Genomic DNA, 17,673 nt, shown 5'->3' with positions numbered 1-17,673 from the left:
ATCAACGGAGATTAGCATGAAGCCGTCCGTCATTTTGTACAAAGCACTGCCTGAAGATCTGCAAAAACGCCTGGAGGAACACTTTACCGTTACCCGGGTAAAGAACCTCAGCCCGGAAACCGTGGCACAGCACGCCGACGCGTTTGCCAGCGCCGAGGGCCTGCTGGGTTCGAGCGAAAAGGTGGATGCAGCGCTGCTGGAGAAAATGCCGAAGCTTCGTGCTACCTCAACCGTTTCGGTGGGATACGACAATTTCGACGTGGATGCGCTAAACGCGCGCAACATCCTGCTGATGCACACGCCCCATGCCCTGACGGAGACCGTCGCCGACACGCTGATGGCGCTGGTGCTTAGCACCGCCCGTCGTGTAGTGGAAGTGGCCGAGCGCGTGAAAGCGGGCGAATGGACCAAAAGCATTGGCCCGGACTGGTTCGGCGTGGACGTTCATGGCAAAACGCTGGGGATTGTTGGGATGGGCCGTATCGGTCTGGCGCTGGCACAGCGCGCGCATTTTGGCTTCAACATGCCCATTCTGTATAACGCGCGCCGTCACCACAGTGAAGCTGAAGAACGTTTCAACGCCCTTTATTGCGAGCTTGATACGCTGTTGCGGGAAGCCGACTTTGTCTGCCTGATCCTGCCGCTGACGGATGAAACGCGTCATCTCATCGGCAAAGCGGCGTTTGAAAAGATGAAGAAATCGGCCATTTTCATCAACGCGGGTCGTGGTCCGGTGGTCGATGAGAAGGCGCTGATTGAGGCACTGCAAAACGGTGAGATCCACGCCGCTGGTCTGGACGTGTTTGAACAAGAGCCGCTGCCGGTGGATTCTCCGCTACTGACCATGCCGAACGTCGTCGCCCTGCCTCACATCGGCTCTGCAACTCATGAAACACGCTACAACATGGCGGCGACCGCCGTGGATAACCTGATTGCCGCGCTCGGCGGTAAAGTGGATAAGAACTGCGTTAACCCGCAGATACAACAGTAGAAACGAAAAAACCCGCCAGAAGGCGGGTTTTTGAATTTAGTGCTACTGGGCTGGAAGCTTACAGGCTTACAACGTTACCAGCTGCTGGGCCTTTAGCGCCGCTTTCGATGGTGAAGGAAACTTTCTGACCTTCATCCAGAGATTTGTAGCCATCGTTCTGGATAGCAGAGAAGTGTACGAACACGTCTTTAGAGCCATCGTCAGGAGTGATGAAGCCGAAACCTTTATCAGCGTTGAACCATTTTACCAGACCAGTCATTTTAGCAGACATAGAAATTACCTTATTAACAAATATATTGTGCCTTCCGGCTTGATGGATTGCGTTACAGATTTTTAAGCGATGAAGGAAGGGTCACTACGAAGGGTATCTATGGATAACAATCTGGACTGCTTTACTAAACTGCTTTAGGTCTGTGTAACAAACCGACGAACATAGTTATACCGATGTGGTAGATGAATGACAAGCGTTATTTTCATCAAGCATAAAAAAAACCCCGCCGAAGCGGGGGTTTTTCTTATTCCGTAGCAGCGACCGCTGCGCTCCAGGCCTGGCTAAAGGCCTGATGCTGGGACGCGAGCGGACCGATCAGCGCGTTATACTGGCTCGCCTGCTGGGAGGTCGGGAACTGGATACCGTTAGAGACAAAGCTCACCTGCGTACCTTGTTCACTAATAAAGTCACCCACCTGGACCAACTGCTGAGTAAAGACCTGCGCCGCCGGGATCAGCGGTTGCAAAGCGTTTGACGGCTTGGTCACGACTTTCTCATACACCTGGTCATAGACCGGTTTAAGATCCTCGCCCTGCTTCAACGCGGAACGCGACGCATCAGCCTGCATTTTGGCATTTTGCAGCTGCTGGCTCAGTACCCCAAGCGCGCCATTTGACTGGCGTAGCGGTTCGCGCTGGGTCATATAATCCTGTGGAACACGGATGGCATTCACGCTATCCACTACCGGGCGAAGACCGGAATCCATCGCCTGGCTTACCTGCTGTGAATAGCCATACAAAATGGCGTAATCCGACACGAATGGACCAAACTGTTTTTTCTGATCCGCAGTCAGCGTTGGTAAACGCTCGCCGCTACGCATCACTGTATTCTGTAGAAAATCGATAAACGCTTTGCGCTGATCGCCTTCTTTATCGAAACACCCACTCAGGCTAACAACCATCAATAACGCCGCAATAGGCGCAAACCAGCGAGAGCAGGACTTTCCTGTCGCCATTTTATTACTCCTTTCACCCAAAAAGCGCACACCGGCACACGCGTGCCCAACGCTGACAAGGATAGTCCAGGTCAGCCTTGCAAGATAGAGTTTTCATGCAAAACGGGTATTCCCGTTTTTGTACTGACTATTTACAAAAAAATACCTGTGAATCCCTACATATGACTAATCAGGTAATTAGCATAACTATCCATATAGCTGAAACGTGTAAAGCGATCGTTATCGCACAATTAATCACAGCCGTGACGATCCTGTGTCTGGTTTAGGGACTATTCTTAACAGGCTCTCTGATGTTCATGATCCCGATGTGTGATTTATGAGGAGTTCTCAATGGAATTAAAAGATCCTGAGTTTGAGCTGCTGAGCAGCCTGGAACAGATTATTTTTAAAGATGTACCGCCGACGGTTACCCTGAATCAAAAGTCCAATCCTTTTAGTGAATTTGAGCGTTTACGCAAAGGATCGGGCCTGAAAACAGATGAATTCGCAAGAGCGATGGGTGTCAGCGTAGCAATGGTGCTGGAGTGGGAGTCAAAACGTGAAAAACCTACCCCAGCCGAGCTAAAGCTGATGCGCCTGATCCAGGCAAATCCTGACCTTCGCAAGCAGTTAGCCTGATAAAGTTTGTTTGCCCCCGCCCTTGCGGGGGCTTGTGTTTACAGGCTTTCACATCGCCATCCCGTCTCTTCCCACACCAGTTCATGCGTCAGCTTCAGCCCTGCCAGAAAAGCTTCATCGTGCGACACCACCAGCAGCGCGCCGGGGTAATCGGCTAAGGCCGCTTCAATGGCCTGAACAGAGGCCAGATCGAGGTGGTTGGTCGGCTCATCCAGAAGCAACAGCTGCGTTGCCGCTTCACGCCACAATACGCAGGCCAGCGCGGCCTTCAGGCGCTCGCCGCCACTCAGTTCGGCCAGTGGTAGTGTCACTTTCTCTGCGCCCAGTTGAAGCTGCGCTAAACGGGTACGCAGCGCCCCCTCTTCGAGCGGCGTATTGCCCAGGCTAAGGTGAGTCATCACCGACTGCGACAGATCCAGCCGGGAAAGATGCTGATCGAGATAAGCACACCTGACAGAGACCTTACAGATTCCCGTAACAGGGGCGGTTTCGCCCAACATCACTTTCAACAGCGTGGATTTTCCACAGCCGTTCGGCCCGCGTAGCGCCACGCGCATCGGGCCATCCATTCGCCAGTTTATCGGTGGGACAGGCACGTGCGGAAGCACCAGTTCTTCCAGCACCAGCACCTGTTTCCCTTCCGGGATTTCACTGCCCGGCAGGGTAAACATCACCGCATTATCCTCTTCAACCCGCTCGCGTGCCTGGTTGACCGCAGCGTTCAAAGCATGGTTTTGATCGCTATGCTGTTTTTTCCAGGAACCAATACGCTCTTTCGCCGCCCCTTTGTATTTGACCCGTTCAAACGAGGCGATGTTAAGGCTGTCGACCGTGCGAAGCGTTTTGGCTGAACGCCGCAGGCTGTCGTCATGCTCTTTATGCATACGGGCGCGGGTACGCTTGCGCTCGGTGGCAGCATGCTCCAGCGCGGCGCGGGCAGCCAGCTGTTCAGCATCACGCTGGGTTCGATAGTCAGCATAATTCCCACCGTAGCTGCGCAAGCCCAACGCGCTCAGTTCAAGGATTCGCGGTACCTGGGCCAGCAACTCACGGTCGTGAGAGGCCACCAGCACCCCGCCCTGATACCTGGAAAGCTGCTCGTAGAACCACTTGCGGCCTTGCCTGTCGAGGTGGTTGGTCGGTTCGTCCAGCAGCAGGTAGTCAGCATCCGCGGTGAATGCGCTGCACAGCAAGGCACGAATGCGCTCGCCACCGCTCAACTCTGCCGCGCGTTTACTCGGGTCAAAAGGGGGAAGTTTTGCAGCGATAAAAGCCTGGCTCAGCCGTTCAGCCAGATCCCAATAACCGTCGAGCGTGTCGAGATCGTCGGGTTCATAATGACCGCTGTCGATGCGCGTGCGCGCCGCAAAGATCGCGTCGTAACCAAGCAGTTCGGCAAGCGTGGTATCCGCAGAAATATCCTGCTGCTGCGCCACGTAGACGTGTGTACCAAAGCGTTCAATATGACCGCTGGCGGGTTCATCAACTCCTGCCAGCAACCGGAGAAGGCGTGTTTTACCGCTGCCGTTGCGGCCAACCAGCGCGCACACTGACGCATCCAGAGAAAGATTCAGTGGACCAAAAAGGATATCGCCCGTCGCAAACTGACAGGTGACCTGATGCAAAATAAAAGAGGGGGACTGCGCAAAATGAGCCATAAGCACTCCTGAATGAAATCAAAACATCCCCTGCCGACGCGATGCGTTGAGCAAGGATCGAAATTCATCAGTCGTGTTTGTTCATTTTTGGGGGGCGCTCCTGAGGGCGAAATTTAACGGGAACAAGAATAACGGCAATGCGCCGCCTATTTCAAGGTTAAATTTTCACCAGGCTATTGCCCGAGCATAAAAAACCCGCCGAAGCGGGTCTCTCAATCAGATAAACGCAAACGCATCGCCAAACAGACGATCTTCCCGCGCGTCACGCTCGTTGCAGAACAGGTCGCGGGCAATTTTTGCCATTTCAAAGCGACCGGCAATGTAGATATCGTGCCCGGCCAGCGTCCCGTGATCCTGCAATACCGCAGTCAGCACCGTACCGCTGCGCCCGCGCCAGCCCTCTTCCGGCTGCTCGACAACCGGCTCAATGCGCAGGTTTGGATGATTTACGCTCAGCGCCTCCAGCTCAGACAGATCGTAAAGGTGCTTCTCTTCACGGCCGCCCCAGTAGATGGTGATATCGCGATTTGGATTACGCGCCAGCGCCGTCAGCAGAATAGAGCGGACATAGGAGAAGCCCGTGCCACCGGCAATCAGGATCAGCGGACGGTCTTCGTCTTCACGCAGCCAGGCCTCGCCATGAGGAATATCGACCACGATTTCACGCTCTTTCAGGATGCGGTCCATCACGGCCATCGCGTACAGGTTAAGCTCAGACGCACCAATATGCAGCTCAATAAATTCCTTCTCTGCTGGCGTTGAGGCCATAGAGAAAGGACGCTTATCACGCTCGTCCATCACGACCATCAGGTACTGACCGGCACGGAATGAGAATGCCGCTTCAGGAACCAAACGGACGCGATATACGGTGTCGGTAATAGCATCTACCGACGTCACTTTACAGCTTAAGGTTGTCATTCGCTCTCTCTGTCGGGAAGTCTATAGGGCTAAACGGTCTTATTCTGCCTTACCGTTATTCATTATGGCCAGCTCGTCCCAGATCGCGTCAATTCGCGCGGTCACGGCAGGATCTTTTTCGATCGGGCGACCCCATTCACGGTCGGTTTCGCCAGGCCATTTGTTCGTGGCATCCAGTCCCATTTTTGAGCCAAGTCCGGAAACCGGCGAGGCAAAATCCAGGTAATCAATCGGCGTGTTTTCCACTAACACCGTATCACGCGCTGGATCCATACGCGTGGTGATGGCCCAGATAACGTCATTCCAGTCGCGGGCATTGACGTCATCATCGCAGACAATCACAAACTTGGTATACATAAACTGGCGCAGGAAAGACCATACGCCCATCATCACGCGCTTAGCGTGACCGGCATACTGCTTTTTCATCGTCACCACCGCCAGGCGATACGAACACCCTTCCGGCGGCAGATAAAAATCAACGATTTCCGGGAACTGCTTTTGCAGGATCGGCACGAACACTTCGTTCAGCGCCACGCCCAGTACCGCCGGTTCGTCGGGTGGACGGCCGGTATAGGTGGAGTGATAGATGGCATCTTCACGCTGGGTAATGTGGGTGACGGTGAACACCGGAAAGTTATCCACTTCGTTGTAATAGCCGGTGTGGTCGCCGTACGGCCCTTCGGGTGCCAGCTCGCCCTGTTCAATGTAACCTTCCAGCACAATCTCTGCGCTGGCCGGTACTTCCAGGTCATTGGAGATGCACTTCACCACTTCGGTTTTGGTGCCGCGCAGCAGTCCTGCAAAGGCATATTCAGACAGCGTATCAGGAACAGGCGTCACCGCGCCCAGGATGGTTGCCGGATCGGCACCCAGCGCGACGGAAACCGGGAAGCGTTCGCCCGGATGGGCCGCGCACCACTCCTGGAAATCCAGCGCCCCGCCGCGATGGGACAACCAGCGCATGATGAGCTTATTTTTGCCAATCAGCTGCTGGCGGTAAATGCCGAGGTTTTGACGCTCTTTATGCGGCCCACGCGTCACGGTGAGGCCCCAGGTGATCAGCGGTGCGGCATCTTCAGGCCAGCACTGCATGATGGGAATTTTGGTCAGATCCACCGCATCGCCTTCCAGCACTTTTTGCTGGCACGGCGCACCGCGCAGGCGTTTGGTGGGCATATTCAACACCTGCTTAAACTGCGGCAGTTTGTCGAACAGGTCGCGGAACCCTTTTGGCGGCTCCGGCTCTTTCAGAAAGGCCAGCAGTTTGCCCACTTCACGTAACGCCGTGACATCTTCCTGCCCCATCCCCAGCGCCACGCGGCGAGGTGTGCCAAACAGGTTGCACAGCACCGGCATGGTGTAGCCTTTTGGGTTTTCAAACAGCAACGCCGGGCCGCCCGCGCGCAGGGTGCGGTCAGCGATTTCTGTCATTTCCAGATACGGATCAACAGGAAGCGTAATGCGTTTGAGTTCGCCCTGCTTTTCCAGCAGCGCCAGGAAGTCGCGTAGATCGTGGTATTTCATGCAGTTAATCATGGCCTCTCTGTAAGCGCTTCATTATACGGCGTAAGACCGCGTGATGCTGTAATTTTGTTAAATTAGCGTGAACTTCCACGACTTACTCTCTTTTTCGCCATTATAATCACCTTAGCGATCCCGCCAGGGTTTTGGTATGCTTGCGCCCCGAACAATGGGAAGAGTGATTATGCAGGCCTGGTATTTACTGTATTGCAAACGCGGGCAACTTCAGCGCGCGCAGGAACATCTTGAACGTCAGTCTGTGAACTGCCTGACACCCGTGATCACGCTTGAAAAAATGCAGCGTGGAAGACGCACGACCGTCAGTGAGCCTCTGTTCCCGAATTACCTGTTCGTCGAATTCGACCCCGAAGTGATCCACACCACGACGATCAGTGCCACACGCGGCGTCAGCCATTTTGTGCGTTTTGGCGCCCATCCGGCAAGAGTACCGTCATCGGTTATTCATCAGCTTTCTGTCTACCAGCAGCCTGAAGATATTACCGATCCGGAAACCCCTTATGCTGGCGACAGCGTGGTGATCACCGAAGGCGCCTTTGAAGGCTTACAGGCCATCTTCGCTGAGCCGGACGGTGAAGCGCGCTCCATGCTGCTGCTCAACCTGCTGAACAAAGAGGTGTTGCAGAGCGTGAAAAACACCGATTTCCGCAAAGTTTAGAACTGCACGCCGAACAGACGACGCACGTTATCATCGGTTTGTGCTGCCAGCCACTGCGCATCTTCTCCCCGCCAGTGCGCCACTCGCTCAGCAATATGCCCCAGGTAGGCCGGTTCATTACGTCGTGATGGCGGTTTGGGCTGCATATCACGGGGCAACAGATACGGCGCATCCGTTTCCAGCAGCAAACGATCGGCCGGGATAACGGGTAACAGCTCACGCAGTTCCAGCCCACGACGCTCATCGCAGACCCAGCCCGTGATACCCAAATAAAGCCCGCGGTTCAGGCAATCCAGCGCTTCCTGACGGGAGCCCGTAAAGCAGTGCAACACCGCACCGGGCAGCTTCTCCAGCCAGGGTTCCAGCAGCGCCAGAAAACGTTCATGCGCATCGCGACAGTGCATAAACACCGGCATCTCCAGCTCTGCTGCCAGCGCAAGCTGGGCGGTAAATGCCTTCTCCTGCTCTTCAGGCGTCGAGAAGTTACGGTTGAAATCAAGCCCGCATTCGCCAATGGCAACCACTTCTGGCGTTTGTGCCAGACGATGAAGCGCCTCAGCGCTTTCATGCGTCCACTGGCTGCTGTCATGAGGATGCACGCCTGCGGTGGACCAGCAGTGTTGATAGCGTTGCGCCATCTGCCGTGTCTGCTCACTCTCATGCAGATTCGTTCCCGTCAGTAACAGCCCGCTCACGCCGGCGGTAAAGGCGCGCGCAACCACCTCATCGTGGTCTTTCGCAAACTGGGCGCTGGTCAGATTAAGCCCGATATCAAACATACGTATCCCCATATGACAACCGCCCTGACGGGCGGTTGGTTTTATTCTTTTGTGGTCTCTTCAGACGGCTCGTCTTCTTCGTCCCGGGTACGTCCCTTTCCGACGTAGAAACGAGCGAAGAATACGCCGACTTCAAACAGGCAGTACATCGGTATCGCCAGTAAGGTTTGCGAGAAGACGTCCGGTGGCGTTAACAGCATACCTACAACAAATGCCCCCACAAGGATGTACGGGCGCTTCTTACGCAGATCGTCAGGCGTGGTCACCCCTACCCAGCAGAGCAGGACAATCGCTACGGGCACCTCGAAGGCGACACCAAAGGCCATAAACAGCGCCATGACGAAGCTGAGGTAGCTGGCGATGTCCGTCGACACCTGCACCCCTTCCGGCGCGGTATGCGTCAGGAAGCCGAAGGCCAGCGGGAAGACAACGAAGTAGGCGAACGCCATGCCGATATAAAACAGCAGCGAACTGGACACCAGCAGCGGAATAACCAGCTTGCGTTCATGCCTGTACAGCGCGGGCGCCACAAATGCCCAGACCTGATACAAAATGACCGGCGCAGAGGCAATCAACGACACCCAGAAGGTCAGCTTGATCGGGGTAAAGAACGGCGAAGCAACGTCCGTTGCAATCATCGTCGCGCCCAGCGGCATCTGTTTAATCAGCGGTGCGGAAACCACCTGATAGATATCGTTGGCAAAATAGACCAGACATAAAAAAATGAGGAAAACCGCAATAATGCAGTTTAACAGGCGCTTACGCAGCTCAATGAGGTGCGCAATCAGCGGTTGAGTATCATCTACTGCCATGTTTACGCTTTATCACTCGACGAGGGGGATGATTCGGAAACAGGCGCGGCGGGTTTTACCTCAGCCGTTTTGACCACGGGCTCTTCCGGCGGCACCTGCTTTTTCACTTCGGGCTCCTGCGGCGATTGCTCTGGCGAAGCAGCCTGATGCTCCGCGCTGGAAGGCGTTACACCCTCGCGCTGCTCTTCGCTACCCTTCACCACCGGATTGTGGATGGTGTTTGCTTCATCGCTCGCCTTCTCAGGATCGTTAATGCTGTAAGAGCGCTTCATGGATTCAGCCGCTTCGCGTAACTCATCCATTGATGCTTTCAGCTCCGGCGTCAGGTTATCCATGCTCGCCTTTTCAACCTTTTTCAGGCTGTCCTGAAATTCCTGAAGCTTCAGCTCCTGTGCCAGCTCGTTCTGCACGGTAGTTGCCAGCGAGCGAAGTGCCCGCACCCAGCCCACGACGGTTTTCACCGCAACGGGTAAACGCTGCGGCCCCAACACAATCAGACCAATCACAAAGACCAGCAGTAACTCACCAAAACCAATGTCGAACACGAATTACACCTGCTCTTTATCGTGACGTTTAGCCTCTTCCTTTTTGGCTTCGTCCTGCTTATCGGCGATGGATTTAGCGGTAAAATCAGCATCCTGACTGGTTTTTTCCTGCTTATTCTCATCATCGCTCATGGCTTTCTTGAAGCCTTTGATTGACGCGCCCAGGTCGGAACCAATCGATCCGAGTTTTTTCGTGCCAAACAGCAGCACAACGATGACGGCAATGATCACTAACTGCCAGATACTGATACCACCCATGCGTGTTCCCCAGTGATAGATGATTAATTAGTCAGATCGCAATATACGTATGCAATCTCTCGATAGCGACGCTAATTCAGCGCGTTTTTCGCCAGCCAGCAAGCCAGACAACCACACCGGCAGCCATAATCCAGGCTGGCATCATTTCCCAGTCCGGACGATTGATCAACAGCAACGTGCCGCTTATCAGCAGCGTCGCGCCAATTCCGAAGAGATAGCGGGACTGCCCCTGACGCACGCGACTGGATTGAAGCTCGTGCGCGATTTTATCCATGCTGTGCTGAAGGTTCTTGCTCTGACGCAAACTGTCGTAAACCAGTTCAGGAATTTCAGGCATTTTTTCAATCCAGAACGGACCTTTCTCTTTAAGCGAGCGAACCAGGGCTGGAATACCGACCTGATCCTTAATCCAGGATTCGAGGAACGGTTTCGCGGTTTTCCACAAGTCTAACTGAGGATAGAGCTGGCGGCCTACGCCCTCAACGTAAAGTAGTGTTTTCTGAAGTAAAACTAATTGTGGCTGCACTTCCATATTGAAACGGCGTGCGGTGTTGAACAGGTTGAGCAGGACGTGTCCGAAAGAGATCTCCGAGAGCGGCTTTTCAAAAATCGGCTCACAGACGGTGCGGATCGCAAATTCAAACTCTTCCACGTTGGTATCTGGCGGAACCCAGCCTGAATCCACGTGCAGCTCGGCCACCTTACGGTAGTCGCGATTGAAGAAAGCGATAAAGTTCTCGGCGAGATAACGCTTATCCTCTTTATTCAGCGAGCCGACAATACCGCAGTCGATGCCGATGTATTTAGGATCTTCCGGGTGCTCATAGCTGACAAAAATGTTGCCCGGATGCATGTCAGCATGGAAGAAGCTGTCGCGGAAAACCTGAGTAAAGAAGACCTGCACGCCACGTTCGGCCAGCAACTTCATGTTGGTGCCCTGTTTTTCCAGCGCCGTCACGTCCGAGACCGGAATACCGTAGATACGTTCCATCACCATCATGTTCTGACTGCAATAGTCAGAATAGACTTCAGGAACATACAGCATCGGGCTGTCTTCAAAGTTTCGACGCAGCTGAATGGCGTTCGCCGATTCACGCAGCAGGTTAAGCTCATCAATCAGCGTTTTTTCGTATTCCCGTACCACTTCCAGCGGACGCAGACGGCGGCCATCCGGCAACAGACGCGGCACCCAGCGAGCCAGGCGATAAATCAGCTTCATGTCTGCTTTGATAACCGGCAGGATATCCGGACGAATCACTTTAATGACCACCTCTTTGCCATTTTCCTTCAGGCGCGCAGTATGAACCTGCGCAATAGAGGCAGAGGCCAGAGGCTGAATATCGAAATCATCAAACCAGGTCTCGATGGGGATATTGCCCATCGCTTCTTCGATTTGTTTCTTCGCTCTCTCTCCGTCAAACGGAGCGACGCGATCCTGCAATAGTGCGAGCTGATCGGCAATCTGCGGTGGAAAAAGGTCGCGACGTGTTGAGAGCATCTGCCCAAACTTGATCCAGACCGGTCCCAGCTCCTGCAACGCAAGACGCAGGCGTGCGCCCAGCTCCTGATCCTTATGGCGATTCGGCATCCAGAACAGCGTGCGACGCCAAAGCCGAAGCGGCAGAGTGATACGCATTCTGGGGATAAGCTCGTCGAGCCCGTAGCTCAAAAAGGTGCGAACGATAAAATAGAGGCGCCGAATTTCACCAGGCGTCATTTGCCCTCCAGTTTTTCCAGCCGTTTGGTTAACGCATCAACTGCGCGCTCAACTGCCGCGGTCTCTTCTGCAAACCAGGCGACTTCTAAAGGCCCCGGCGCCATACGCCACTCTTCGGTCAGCACCTCGGCAGCATAGCGCTGTTGACGGAGCAGACCTTTACGCAGGAAAGCGGAACCCGTGCGCAGCGTTTTGCTTATCCCTTCAGCCGCGATGTCGCCGATATAGGGCGCCAGCAGTTCCGCCGGGTCGAATTCAGCCTGATCGCTGAGTGCAACGAAGTTCTGTACCACCTGAATATCGCCTTCGACCTCCAGCTCACCGCTGCGAATAAGCGCCGTCATCTGCTGACGGTCACGCAGTTTTGGTAAGACGCTCATGTGCGTAATTACCGAGCAATCAGCTTCGCCTTCCCACTCCCCCAGAACGTCAAGCTGACGTTCGCTGAAGACCAGCACAAGCGGCGTCGAGAACTCCTCTAACACGATGCGCAGCACCTTTCCGTTAAGCCGCTGACGTGCGGTTTTCAGCGCCGGAGCGCGATACAGAAAGGCATTCAGTACATTCTCGATGCCTGCGGTGACTAAGGGTTTAATGGGCACGGGAAACCTCCACTCAGAACTTGTAACCACGATGCAGCGCGACGACACCCGCCGTCATATTGAAGTATTCCACGTTTTCAAACTCGGCATCCTGCATCATCGCTTTCAGCGTGTCCTGATCCGGGTGCATTCGGATGGATTCGGCCAGATAACGGTAACTTTCTGCATCGTTTGCCACCAGCTCGCCGATGCGCGGCAGAACGTGGAAGGAATAGGCATCGTAAGCTTTGCTCAGCGGGTCGATAATCGGTTTAGAAAACTCGAGAACCAGCAGTCGGCCGCCCGGCTTCAGCACGCGGTACATGGAGCGCAGCGCTTTATCTTTATCGGTCACGTTACGCAGACCGAAAGAGATGGTGATGCAGTCGAACGTATTATCCGGGAACGGCAGCGCTTCGGCGTTGGCCTGAACATATTCAACGTTGCCTACCACGCCGATGTTACGCAGCTTTTCGCGTCCCATTTTCAGCATGGAGTCGTTGATATCCGCCAGCACCACGCGGCCGGTTTCGCCAACCAGACGGGAGAATTTAGCGGTCAGATCCCCTGTGCCTCCGGCTAAATCCAGCACCGTTTGTCCACGGCGCACGCCGCTGCAATCAATAGTGAAGCGTTTCCACAAGCGATGAATGCCGAATGACATCAAATCATTCATCACATCGTACTTCGCCGCCACGGAATGAAATACGTGGGCCACCATGTCAGCTTTCTGCGCTTTGGCGACAGTCTGAAAGCCAAAGTGCGTTGTGTCTTGTGAATCGTCAACCATCTCAGAGCCTGCTAATCAGTCAAATGTTCGTGAAGTGTAACAGATTGGGCGCATTTGCCCTACGTTTCAACCACCGTGAAAGAAACGTGCCGGCTGCGCTTCGGGGGATAAACTCGCCGCTAAACCGTTGTCTTCATTGCGGCTATTTTGCTCACCGTCGCCTTCACGCAGACGAAACTCTTCGTCCTGAGCGGTAGCCTGCTCCACCAGTTCCGGATTAATCTCGCGTTTAACTTCCACCCCCAGGCTGCGAAACGCCTCCGCCTGCGCCAGCAAATTGCCACGCCCGGAGGAGAGTTTTTTCATCGCCTGGCGGTAGTTATCCTGCGCGCGATCCAGGCTTTGCCCCACCGAGGACATATCGTCCACAAACAGCCGCATTTTGTCGTACAGCTTGCTGGCGCGATCGGCAATCTGCTGCGCGTTACGGCTTTGGTGCTCATAGCGCCACAGGTTGGCAATGGTACGTAACGCCACCAGTAGCGTGGTGGGGCTGACCAGCATAATGTTATTTTTCAGCGCTTCGGTGATCAGTTCGGGCTGTCTGTCGAGCGCCAGCAGGAAGGCTGGCTCAACCGGAATGAACATCAGCACATAATCCAGCGATCGCAGCCCCGGCAACTGCTGATAATCTTTTCTGCCCAGCAGACGGATATGGTTACGCACGGAGGCGATGTGCTCCTGCAACGCTGTTTCGCGGGTGTAGTCATCTTCCGCGTTGAAGTAGCGCTCATAGGCCACCAGCGTCATTTTGGCGTCGATAACCACATCTTTGCCCTGTGGCAGACGAACAATGACATCCGGCTGCATCCGCGAGCGCGCATCGTTTTCAATGCTGACCTGCGTTTCGTATTCGTATCCTTCGCGCAGGCCAGAGGCCTCCAGCACGCGCGTCATGACCACTTCGCCCCAGTTTCCCTGCGCTTTGTTATCACCTTTCAGTGCGCGCGTCAGGTTAACCGCCTCCTGCGCCATCTGCGCATTCAGCTGCTGGAGATTACGAATTTCATGCGCCAGCGTGTGGCGCTCGCGGGCCTCCTGACCAAAGCTGTCCTGTACCTGACGTCGAAAGCCGTCCAACTGCTCACGCAGGGGCGTCAGCAGGCTGTTCAGGCTCTGACGGTTCTGCTCATCCACGCGGCGATTGCTGTGCTCAAAAATGCGGTTCGCGAGGTTCTCAAACTGCTCGCTAAGACGCTGCTCGCTGTTGATCATCTGACGGATTTTGTCTTCGGCGTGCAGTTGGGTGGACTCAAGGCGGGTGGTCACTTCCCGGAGATCGGCCTCCAGCGAGGTGTTAATGTCGCGCAGATTGCGCAGTTCGTTATTGAGCAGTTCACACTCATCGCGCCAGTGGTCACTCAGCGCAAGCTGTTGTTTCGTCGCGCTGAGTTCGGCGACGATCTCTTCGCGCTCTGCCAGCTGTTCGGCTTTCTGCTGCGCATGCTGGTAGCCGGAAATGAGCCAGCCAATCCCCACGCTCACCAGCGCAACTACCGCATAAACCAGGATTGAAATATCCACAATGCCCCCTGCATCCACGTCTAACCCGCACAAAATAGAATTGTGCTGTATGAACGTCCAGTTTGAAAGGGTTTTCCTGCGAGGCGTTACGCAAAAAGAAAAGGCCGAGCATGTCGGCCTTTTAGCACTGAAGAGAGAATTAGATCAGGCGGCGCGCCGCTTCAACCACGATTTTCACCGCATGGCTTTCAGTCTGCTTCATGGTTTCAGCGTTCGGGATCTCCTGTTGGGTACGGTTGACGATAACGCCCGCCACCATACCGGCACGCAGACCCTGGCTCGCGCACATGGTCAGCAGCGTCGCAGATTCCATTTCGTAGTTCATGACGCCCATCGACTGCCACTCTTCCATGGAGCCTTTGAAACGGCTCACCACGCGACCAGAGAAGGTGTCGTAACGCTCCTGGCCCGGGTAGAAGGTATCGGAAGAGGCAGTTACGCCCACGTGGGTGGTGGCGCCCACGGATTTCGCGGCTTCAACCAGCGCGGTGGTGCATTCGAAATCGGCCACTGCCGGGAATTCCATCGGAGCAAAGTGCAGGCTTGCCCCGTCCAGACGCACGGATGCGGTGGTAACCAGCACGTCGCCCACGTTGATGTGCGGCTGAATGGCGCCTGTGGTGCCGATGCGCAGGAAAGTACGAATGCCCAGCTGCGCCAGCTCTTCAACGGCGATAGAGGTAGACGGGCCACCAATACCGGTAGAGCACACGATCACCGCTTTACCGTCCAGCTCTGCGCGCCAGGTGGTGAATTCGCGATGCGCTGCCAGCTTAACCGGCTTATCCATCAGCGCGGCGATCTTTTCCACACGCTCTGGATCGCCAGGGACGATAGCAAGCGTAGCCCCTTGTAAATCGTTTTTAGTGAGGCCGAGATGAAAAACATCAGACTTAGACATAGGTGACTCCTCTGTGGGTCGGTTTGTCAGAAGAAGTAAAACGGTACTTTACAGAAGCAATGTGCATTATTTCGTGACACACCTCACCATGAATGAAAATGATTGCAGTTAATTTCCATAAAATGGTGATTCACATCACATTAACAAGTTATATCGCCGGGTGCTGCACAAAAGATAGACGCTATAAGGCACTGTGGGTTGTTAACCTGGTGTCTATATTTATCTTTGCGCTAATCCATTCATTGGTACGGAGAATGCCATGACTGAAAAAACCGGTTTTGCACCTGCTGCGGCCCCGCACGCTTCAACCATCGTCTCAACCCCTGAAGAAGCCATTACCGCAGGCGAGACCTCCATTCCCTCCCAGGGAGAGAACATGCCAGCGTACCACGCGCGGCCAAAATCTGCCGATGGCCCGCTGCCCATCGTGATCGTGGTGCAGGAAATATTTGGCGTTCATGAACATATTCGCGACCTCTGCCGCCGTCTGGCGCTGGAAGGTTACCTGGCCGTTGCGCCGGAACTCTATTTCCGTCAGGGCGATCCGAATGATTACAGCGACATCCCGACGCTGTTCAGCAACCTGGTCAGCAAAGTGCCGGACGCGCAGGTACTGGCCGATCTCGACCACGTTGCCAGTTGGGCGGCGCGCAACGGTGGCGACCCGCACCGTCTGATGGTGACCGGCTTCTGCTGGGGTGGACGCATTAGCTGGCTGTATGCCGCGCACAATCCGCAGTTGAAAGCGGCCGTGGCCTGGTACGGCAAACTGGTGGGCGAAAAGACGCTGAACTCGCCGAAACATCCGGTTGATATCGCCACCGATTTAAATGCCCCGGTGCTAGGGCTGTATGGCGGTCAGGATACCGGCATTCCGCTTGATACCGTCGAGACCATGCGCCACGCGCTGCGGGCGGCAAACGCGAAGGCCGAAATCGTGGTGTACCCGGATGCGGGACACGCGTTTAATGCCGATTATCGTCCGAGCTATCACGCGGAATCCGCGAAAGATGGCTGGCAGAGAATGCTGGCGTGGTTCAGCCAGTACGGCGGGAAGAAAGCGTAATACCAAAAGCCCGGTGGCGGCTACGCCAACCGGGCAATCCAGCCCCACTACGCCTGACGCAAATTCTGCGCCGCCTGCACCATGTTCGCCAGCGCCGCGCGGGTTTCAGGCCAGCCACGGGTTTTCAGGCCGCAATCCGGGTTTACCCACAGACGTTCCGCCGGGATGCGCTGGGCCGCTTTTTGCAGCAGCGATTCAATCCACTCCACGCTCGGCACGTTAGGGGAGTGAATGTCATACACGCCCGGCCCGATTTCGTTCGGGTAGTCGAACTCTTCGAACGACTCCAGCAGCTCCATGTCTGAACGCGAGGTCTCGATGGTGATCACATCGGCGTCGAGCGCGGCAATGGAGTCCATTATGTCGTTAAATTCGCAGTAACACATGTGGGTGTGGATCTGCGTGTCGTCCTTCGCGACGGCCGCGTTGAGGCGGAACGCCTCCACGCCCCACTGTAAGTAAGCATCCCAGTCGCTGCGACGCAGCGGCAAGCCTTCACGCAGCGCCGGTTCGTCGATCTGAATGATGCCAATCCCCGCCGCTTCCAGATCCGCCACTTCATCACGCAGCGCCAGGGCGATCTGTTTGGCGATGGTTTCCCGGGAAACATCTTCACGCGGGAACGACCAGCAGAGAATGGTCACCGGCCCCGTCAGCATGCCTTTTACCGGTTTGTCGGTCAGAGACTGGGCATACTTCGCCCACTCCACGGTGATCGCTTCCGGGCGGCTGACGTCGCCGATCACCACCGGCGGCTTCACGCAGCGGGAGCCGTAGCTTTGCACCCAGCCGTTCTGGGTAAAGACAAAGCCGTCCAGGTGTTCACCGAAGTATTCCACCATATCGTTACGCTCGGCCTCGCCGTGCACCAGCACGTCCAGACCCAGACGTTCCTGCTCGACGATCGCCTGTTTGATGTGTTCCGCAATGCCGGTGCGGTAGTGATTCGCATCCAGATTGCCCTTTTTGAAGTCCAGGCGCAGGCCGCGGATCTCGGTAGTCTGCGGGAAGGAGCCGATGGTTGTGGTCGGCCACGCGGGCAGGTTAAAGCGCGCACGCTGGGCTTCGGCGCGCACTTCATACGGGCTCTGG

At 55.3% G+C, this 17,673-nt stretch carries 19 protein-coding genes; 4 read left to right on the top strand and 15 right to left on the bottom strand.

What is annotated here, in order from left to right; translation table 11 throughout:
• The first annotated feature begins 16 nt into the window (after positions 1 to 16).
• Positions 17 to 991, top strand: a complete 975-nt coding sequence (ghrB, locus tag DD606_RS15370) for a glyoxylate/hydroxypyruvate reductase GhrB (RefSeq protein WP_023315194.1) — start codon at positions 17 to 19, stop codon at positions 989 to 991.
• 58 nt (positions 992 to 1,049) lie between these two features.
• On the opposite strand, the gene cspA is transcribed toward ghrB, so the two are convergent.
• The gene (gene cspA, locus DD606_RS15365; protein WP_003860775.1) at positions 1,050 to 1,262 is read right to left on the bottom strand and encodes an RNA chaperone/antiterminator CspA; all 213 of its coding nucleotides are present in this window, start codon (positions 1,260 to 1,262) and stop codon (positions 1,050 to 1,052) included.
• 244 nt (positions 1,263 to 1,506) lie between these two features.
• Complete coding sequence (locus tag DD606_RS15360; RefSeq protein WP_045332942.1) at positions 1,507 to 2,217, bottom strand: DUF3053 domain-containing protein; 711 nt, start codon at positions 2,215 to 2,217, stop codon at positions 1,507 to 1,509.
• A 330-nt stretch (positions 2,218 to 2,547) separates the two neighbouring features.
• On the opposite strand from DD606_RS15360, the gene DD606_RS15355 reads away from it, so the two are divergent.
• Positions 2,548 to 2,835, top strand: coding sequence for an HTH-type transcriptional regulator (locus tag DD606_RS15355; protein ID WP_003860776.1), 288 nt, complete (start codon positions 2,548 to 2,550; stop codon positions 2,833 to 2,835).
• Between the two features lie 38 nt (positions 2,836 to 2,873).
• On the opposite strand, the gene DD606_RS15350 is transcribed toward DD606_RS15355, so the two are convergent.
• From DD606_RS15350 to ubiD, 3 genes are all read right to left on the bottom strand, one after another.
• Positions 2,874 to 4,493: an ABC-F family ATP-binding cassette domain-containing protein gene (locus DD606_RS15350; RefSeq protein ID WP_032608226.1), complete on the bottom strand. Its 1,620-nt coding sequence runs from the start codon at positions 4,491 to 4,493 to the stop codon at positions 2,874 to 2,876.
• Between the two features lie 216 nt (positions 4,494 to 4,709).
• Positions 4,710 to 5,411, bottom strand: a complete 702-nt coding sequence (gene fre / locus DD606_RS15345) for an NAD(P)H-flavin reductase (protein WP_003860778.1) — start codon at positions 5,409 to 5,411, stop codon at positions 4,710 to 4,712.
• 39 nt (positions 5,412 to 5,450) lie between these two features.
• Entirely contained in the window at positions 5,451 to 6,947 is a 1,497-nt protein-coding gene (ubiD, locus tag DD606_RS15340) for a 4-hydroxy-3-polyprenylbenzoate decarboxylase (RefSeq protein WP_022650184.1), read from the bottom strand.
• Between the two features lie 169 nt (positions 6,948 to 7,116).
• On the opposite strand from ubiD, the gene rfaH reads away from it, so the two are divergent.
• A complete protein-coding gene (gene rfaH / locus DD606_RS15335) occupies positions 7,117 to 7,608 on the top strand; it encodes a transcription/translation regulatory transformer protein RfaH (RefSeq protein WP_003860779.1) in 492 nt (163 codons plus the stop codon).
• Here the strand turns inward: rfaH and tatD are convergent.
• The 9 genes from tatD to udp form a co-directional block, all read right to left on the bottom strand.
• Positions 7,605 to 8,387 (bottom strand): 3'-5' ssDNA/RNA exonuclease TatD, encoded by a 783-nt coding sequence (gene tatD, locus DD606_RS15330; protein WP_045894617.1) that lies wholly within the window; start codon positions 8,385 to 8,387, stop codon positions 7,605 to 7,607. The two genes, rfaH and tatD, sit on opposite strands and share 4 nt — an antisense overlap.
• A gap of 41 nt (positions 8,388 to 8,428) precedes the next feature.
• On the bottom strand, positions 8,429 to 9,199 hold the full coding sequence (gene tatC / locus DD606_RS15325) for a Sec-independent protein translocase subunit TatC (protein ID WP_023315191.1): 771 nt from the start codon (positions 9,197 to 9,199) through the stop codon (positions 8,429 to 8,431).
• Positions 9,200 to 9,201: 2 nt separating this feature from the next.
• Complete coding sequence (tatB, locus tag DD606_RS15320; protein WP_003860783.1) at positions 9,202 to 9,744, bottom strand: Sec-independent protein translocase protein TatB; 543 nt, start codon at positions 9,742 to 9,744, stop codon at positions 9,202 to 9,204.
• Between the two features lie 3 nt (positions 9,745 to 9,747).
• A complete protein-coding gene (tatA, locus tag DD606_RS15315; protein ID WP_003860787.1) occupies positions 9,748 to 10,002 on the bottom strand; it encodes a Sec-independent protein translocase subunit TatA in 255 nt (84 codons plus the stop codon).
• Between the two features lie 76 nt (positions 10,003 to 10,078).
• Positions 10,079 to 11,719: a ubiquinone biosynthesis regulatory protein kinase UbiB gene (gene ubiB, locus DD606_RS15310; protein WP_022650180.1), complete on the bottom strand. Its 1,641-nt coding sequence runs from the start codon at positions 11,717 to 11,719 to the stop codon at positions 10,079 to 10,081.
• Positions 11,716 to 12,321 carry an SCP2 domain-containing protein gene (locus tag DD606_RS15305; RefSeq protein WP_129258833.1) on the bottom strand — a complete coding sequence of 202 codons (606 nt, stop codon included), beginning with the start codon at positions 12,319 to 12,321 and terminating at the stop codon, positions 11,716 to 11,718. Before DD606_RS15305 ends, ubiB begins: the two co-directional genes overlap by 4 nt.
• 13 nt (positions 12,322 to 12,334) lie before the next feature.
• Positions 12,335 to 13,090, bottom strand: coding sequence for a bifunctional demethylmenaquinone methyltransferase/2-methoxy-6-polyprenyl-1,4-benzoquinol methylase UbiE (gene ubiE / locus DD606_RS15300; protein WP_003860790.1), 756 nt, complete (start codon positions 13,088 to 13,090; stop codon positions 12,335 to 12,337).
• Positions 13,091 to 13,156: 66 nt separating this feature from the next.
• Positions 13,157 to 14,614: a DNA recombination protein RmuC gene (rmuC, locus tag DD606_RS15295; protein WP_023315189.1), complete on the bottom strand. Its 1,458-nt coding sequence runs from the start codon at positions 14,612 to 14,614 to the stop codon at positions 13,157 to 13,159.
• A gap of 139 nt (positions 14,615 to 14,753) precedes the next feature.
• Positions 14,754 to 15,515 (bottom strand): uridine phosphorylase, encoded by a 762-nt coding sequence (udp, locus tag DD606_RS15290; RefSeq protein WP_003860792.1) that lies wholly within the window; start codon positions 15,513 to 15,515, stop codon positions 14,754 to 14,756.
• Positions 15,516 to 15,774: 259 nt separating this feature from the next.
• Between udp and DD606_RS15285 the strand changes: the two genes are divergently transcribed.
• Positions 15,775 to 16,581, top strand: coding sequence for a dienelactone hydrolase family protein (locus DD606_RS15285; RefSeq protein ID WP_003860793.1), 807 nt, complete (start codon positions 15,775 to 15,777; stop codon positions 16,579 to 16,581).
• Between the two features lie 47 nt (positions 16,582 to 16,628).
• On the opposite strand, the gene metE is transcribed toward DD606_RS15285, so the two are convergent.
• The coding region (gene metE / locus DD606_RS15280; RefSeq protein WP_129258831.1) for a 5-methyltetrahydropteroyltriglutamate--homocysteine S-methyltransferase at positions 16,629 to 17,673 on the bottom strand (1,045 nt) is incomplete at its 5' end.

The organism is Enterobacter cloacae complex sp. GF14B, assembly GCF_004136805.1.
GTDB lineage: Bacteria > Pseudomonadota > Gammaproteobacteria > Enterobacterales > Enterobacteriaceae > Enterobacter > Enterobacter hormaechei_C.
This window is presented reverse-complemented; position numbering and strand designations above follow the sequence as displayed.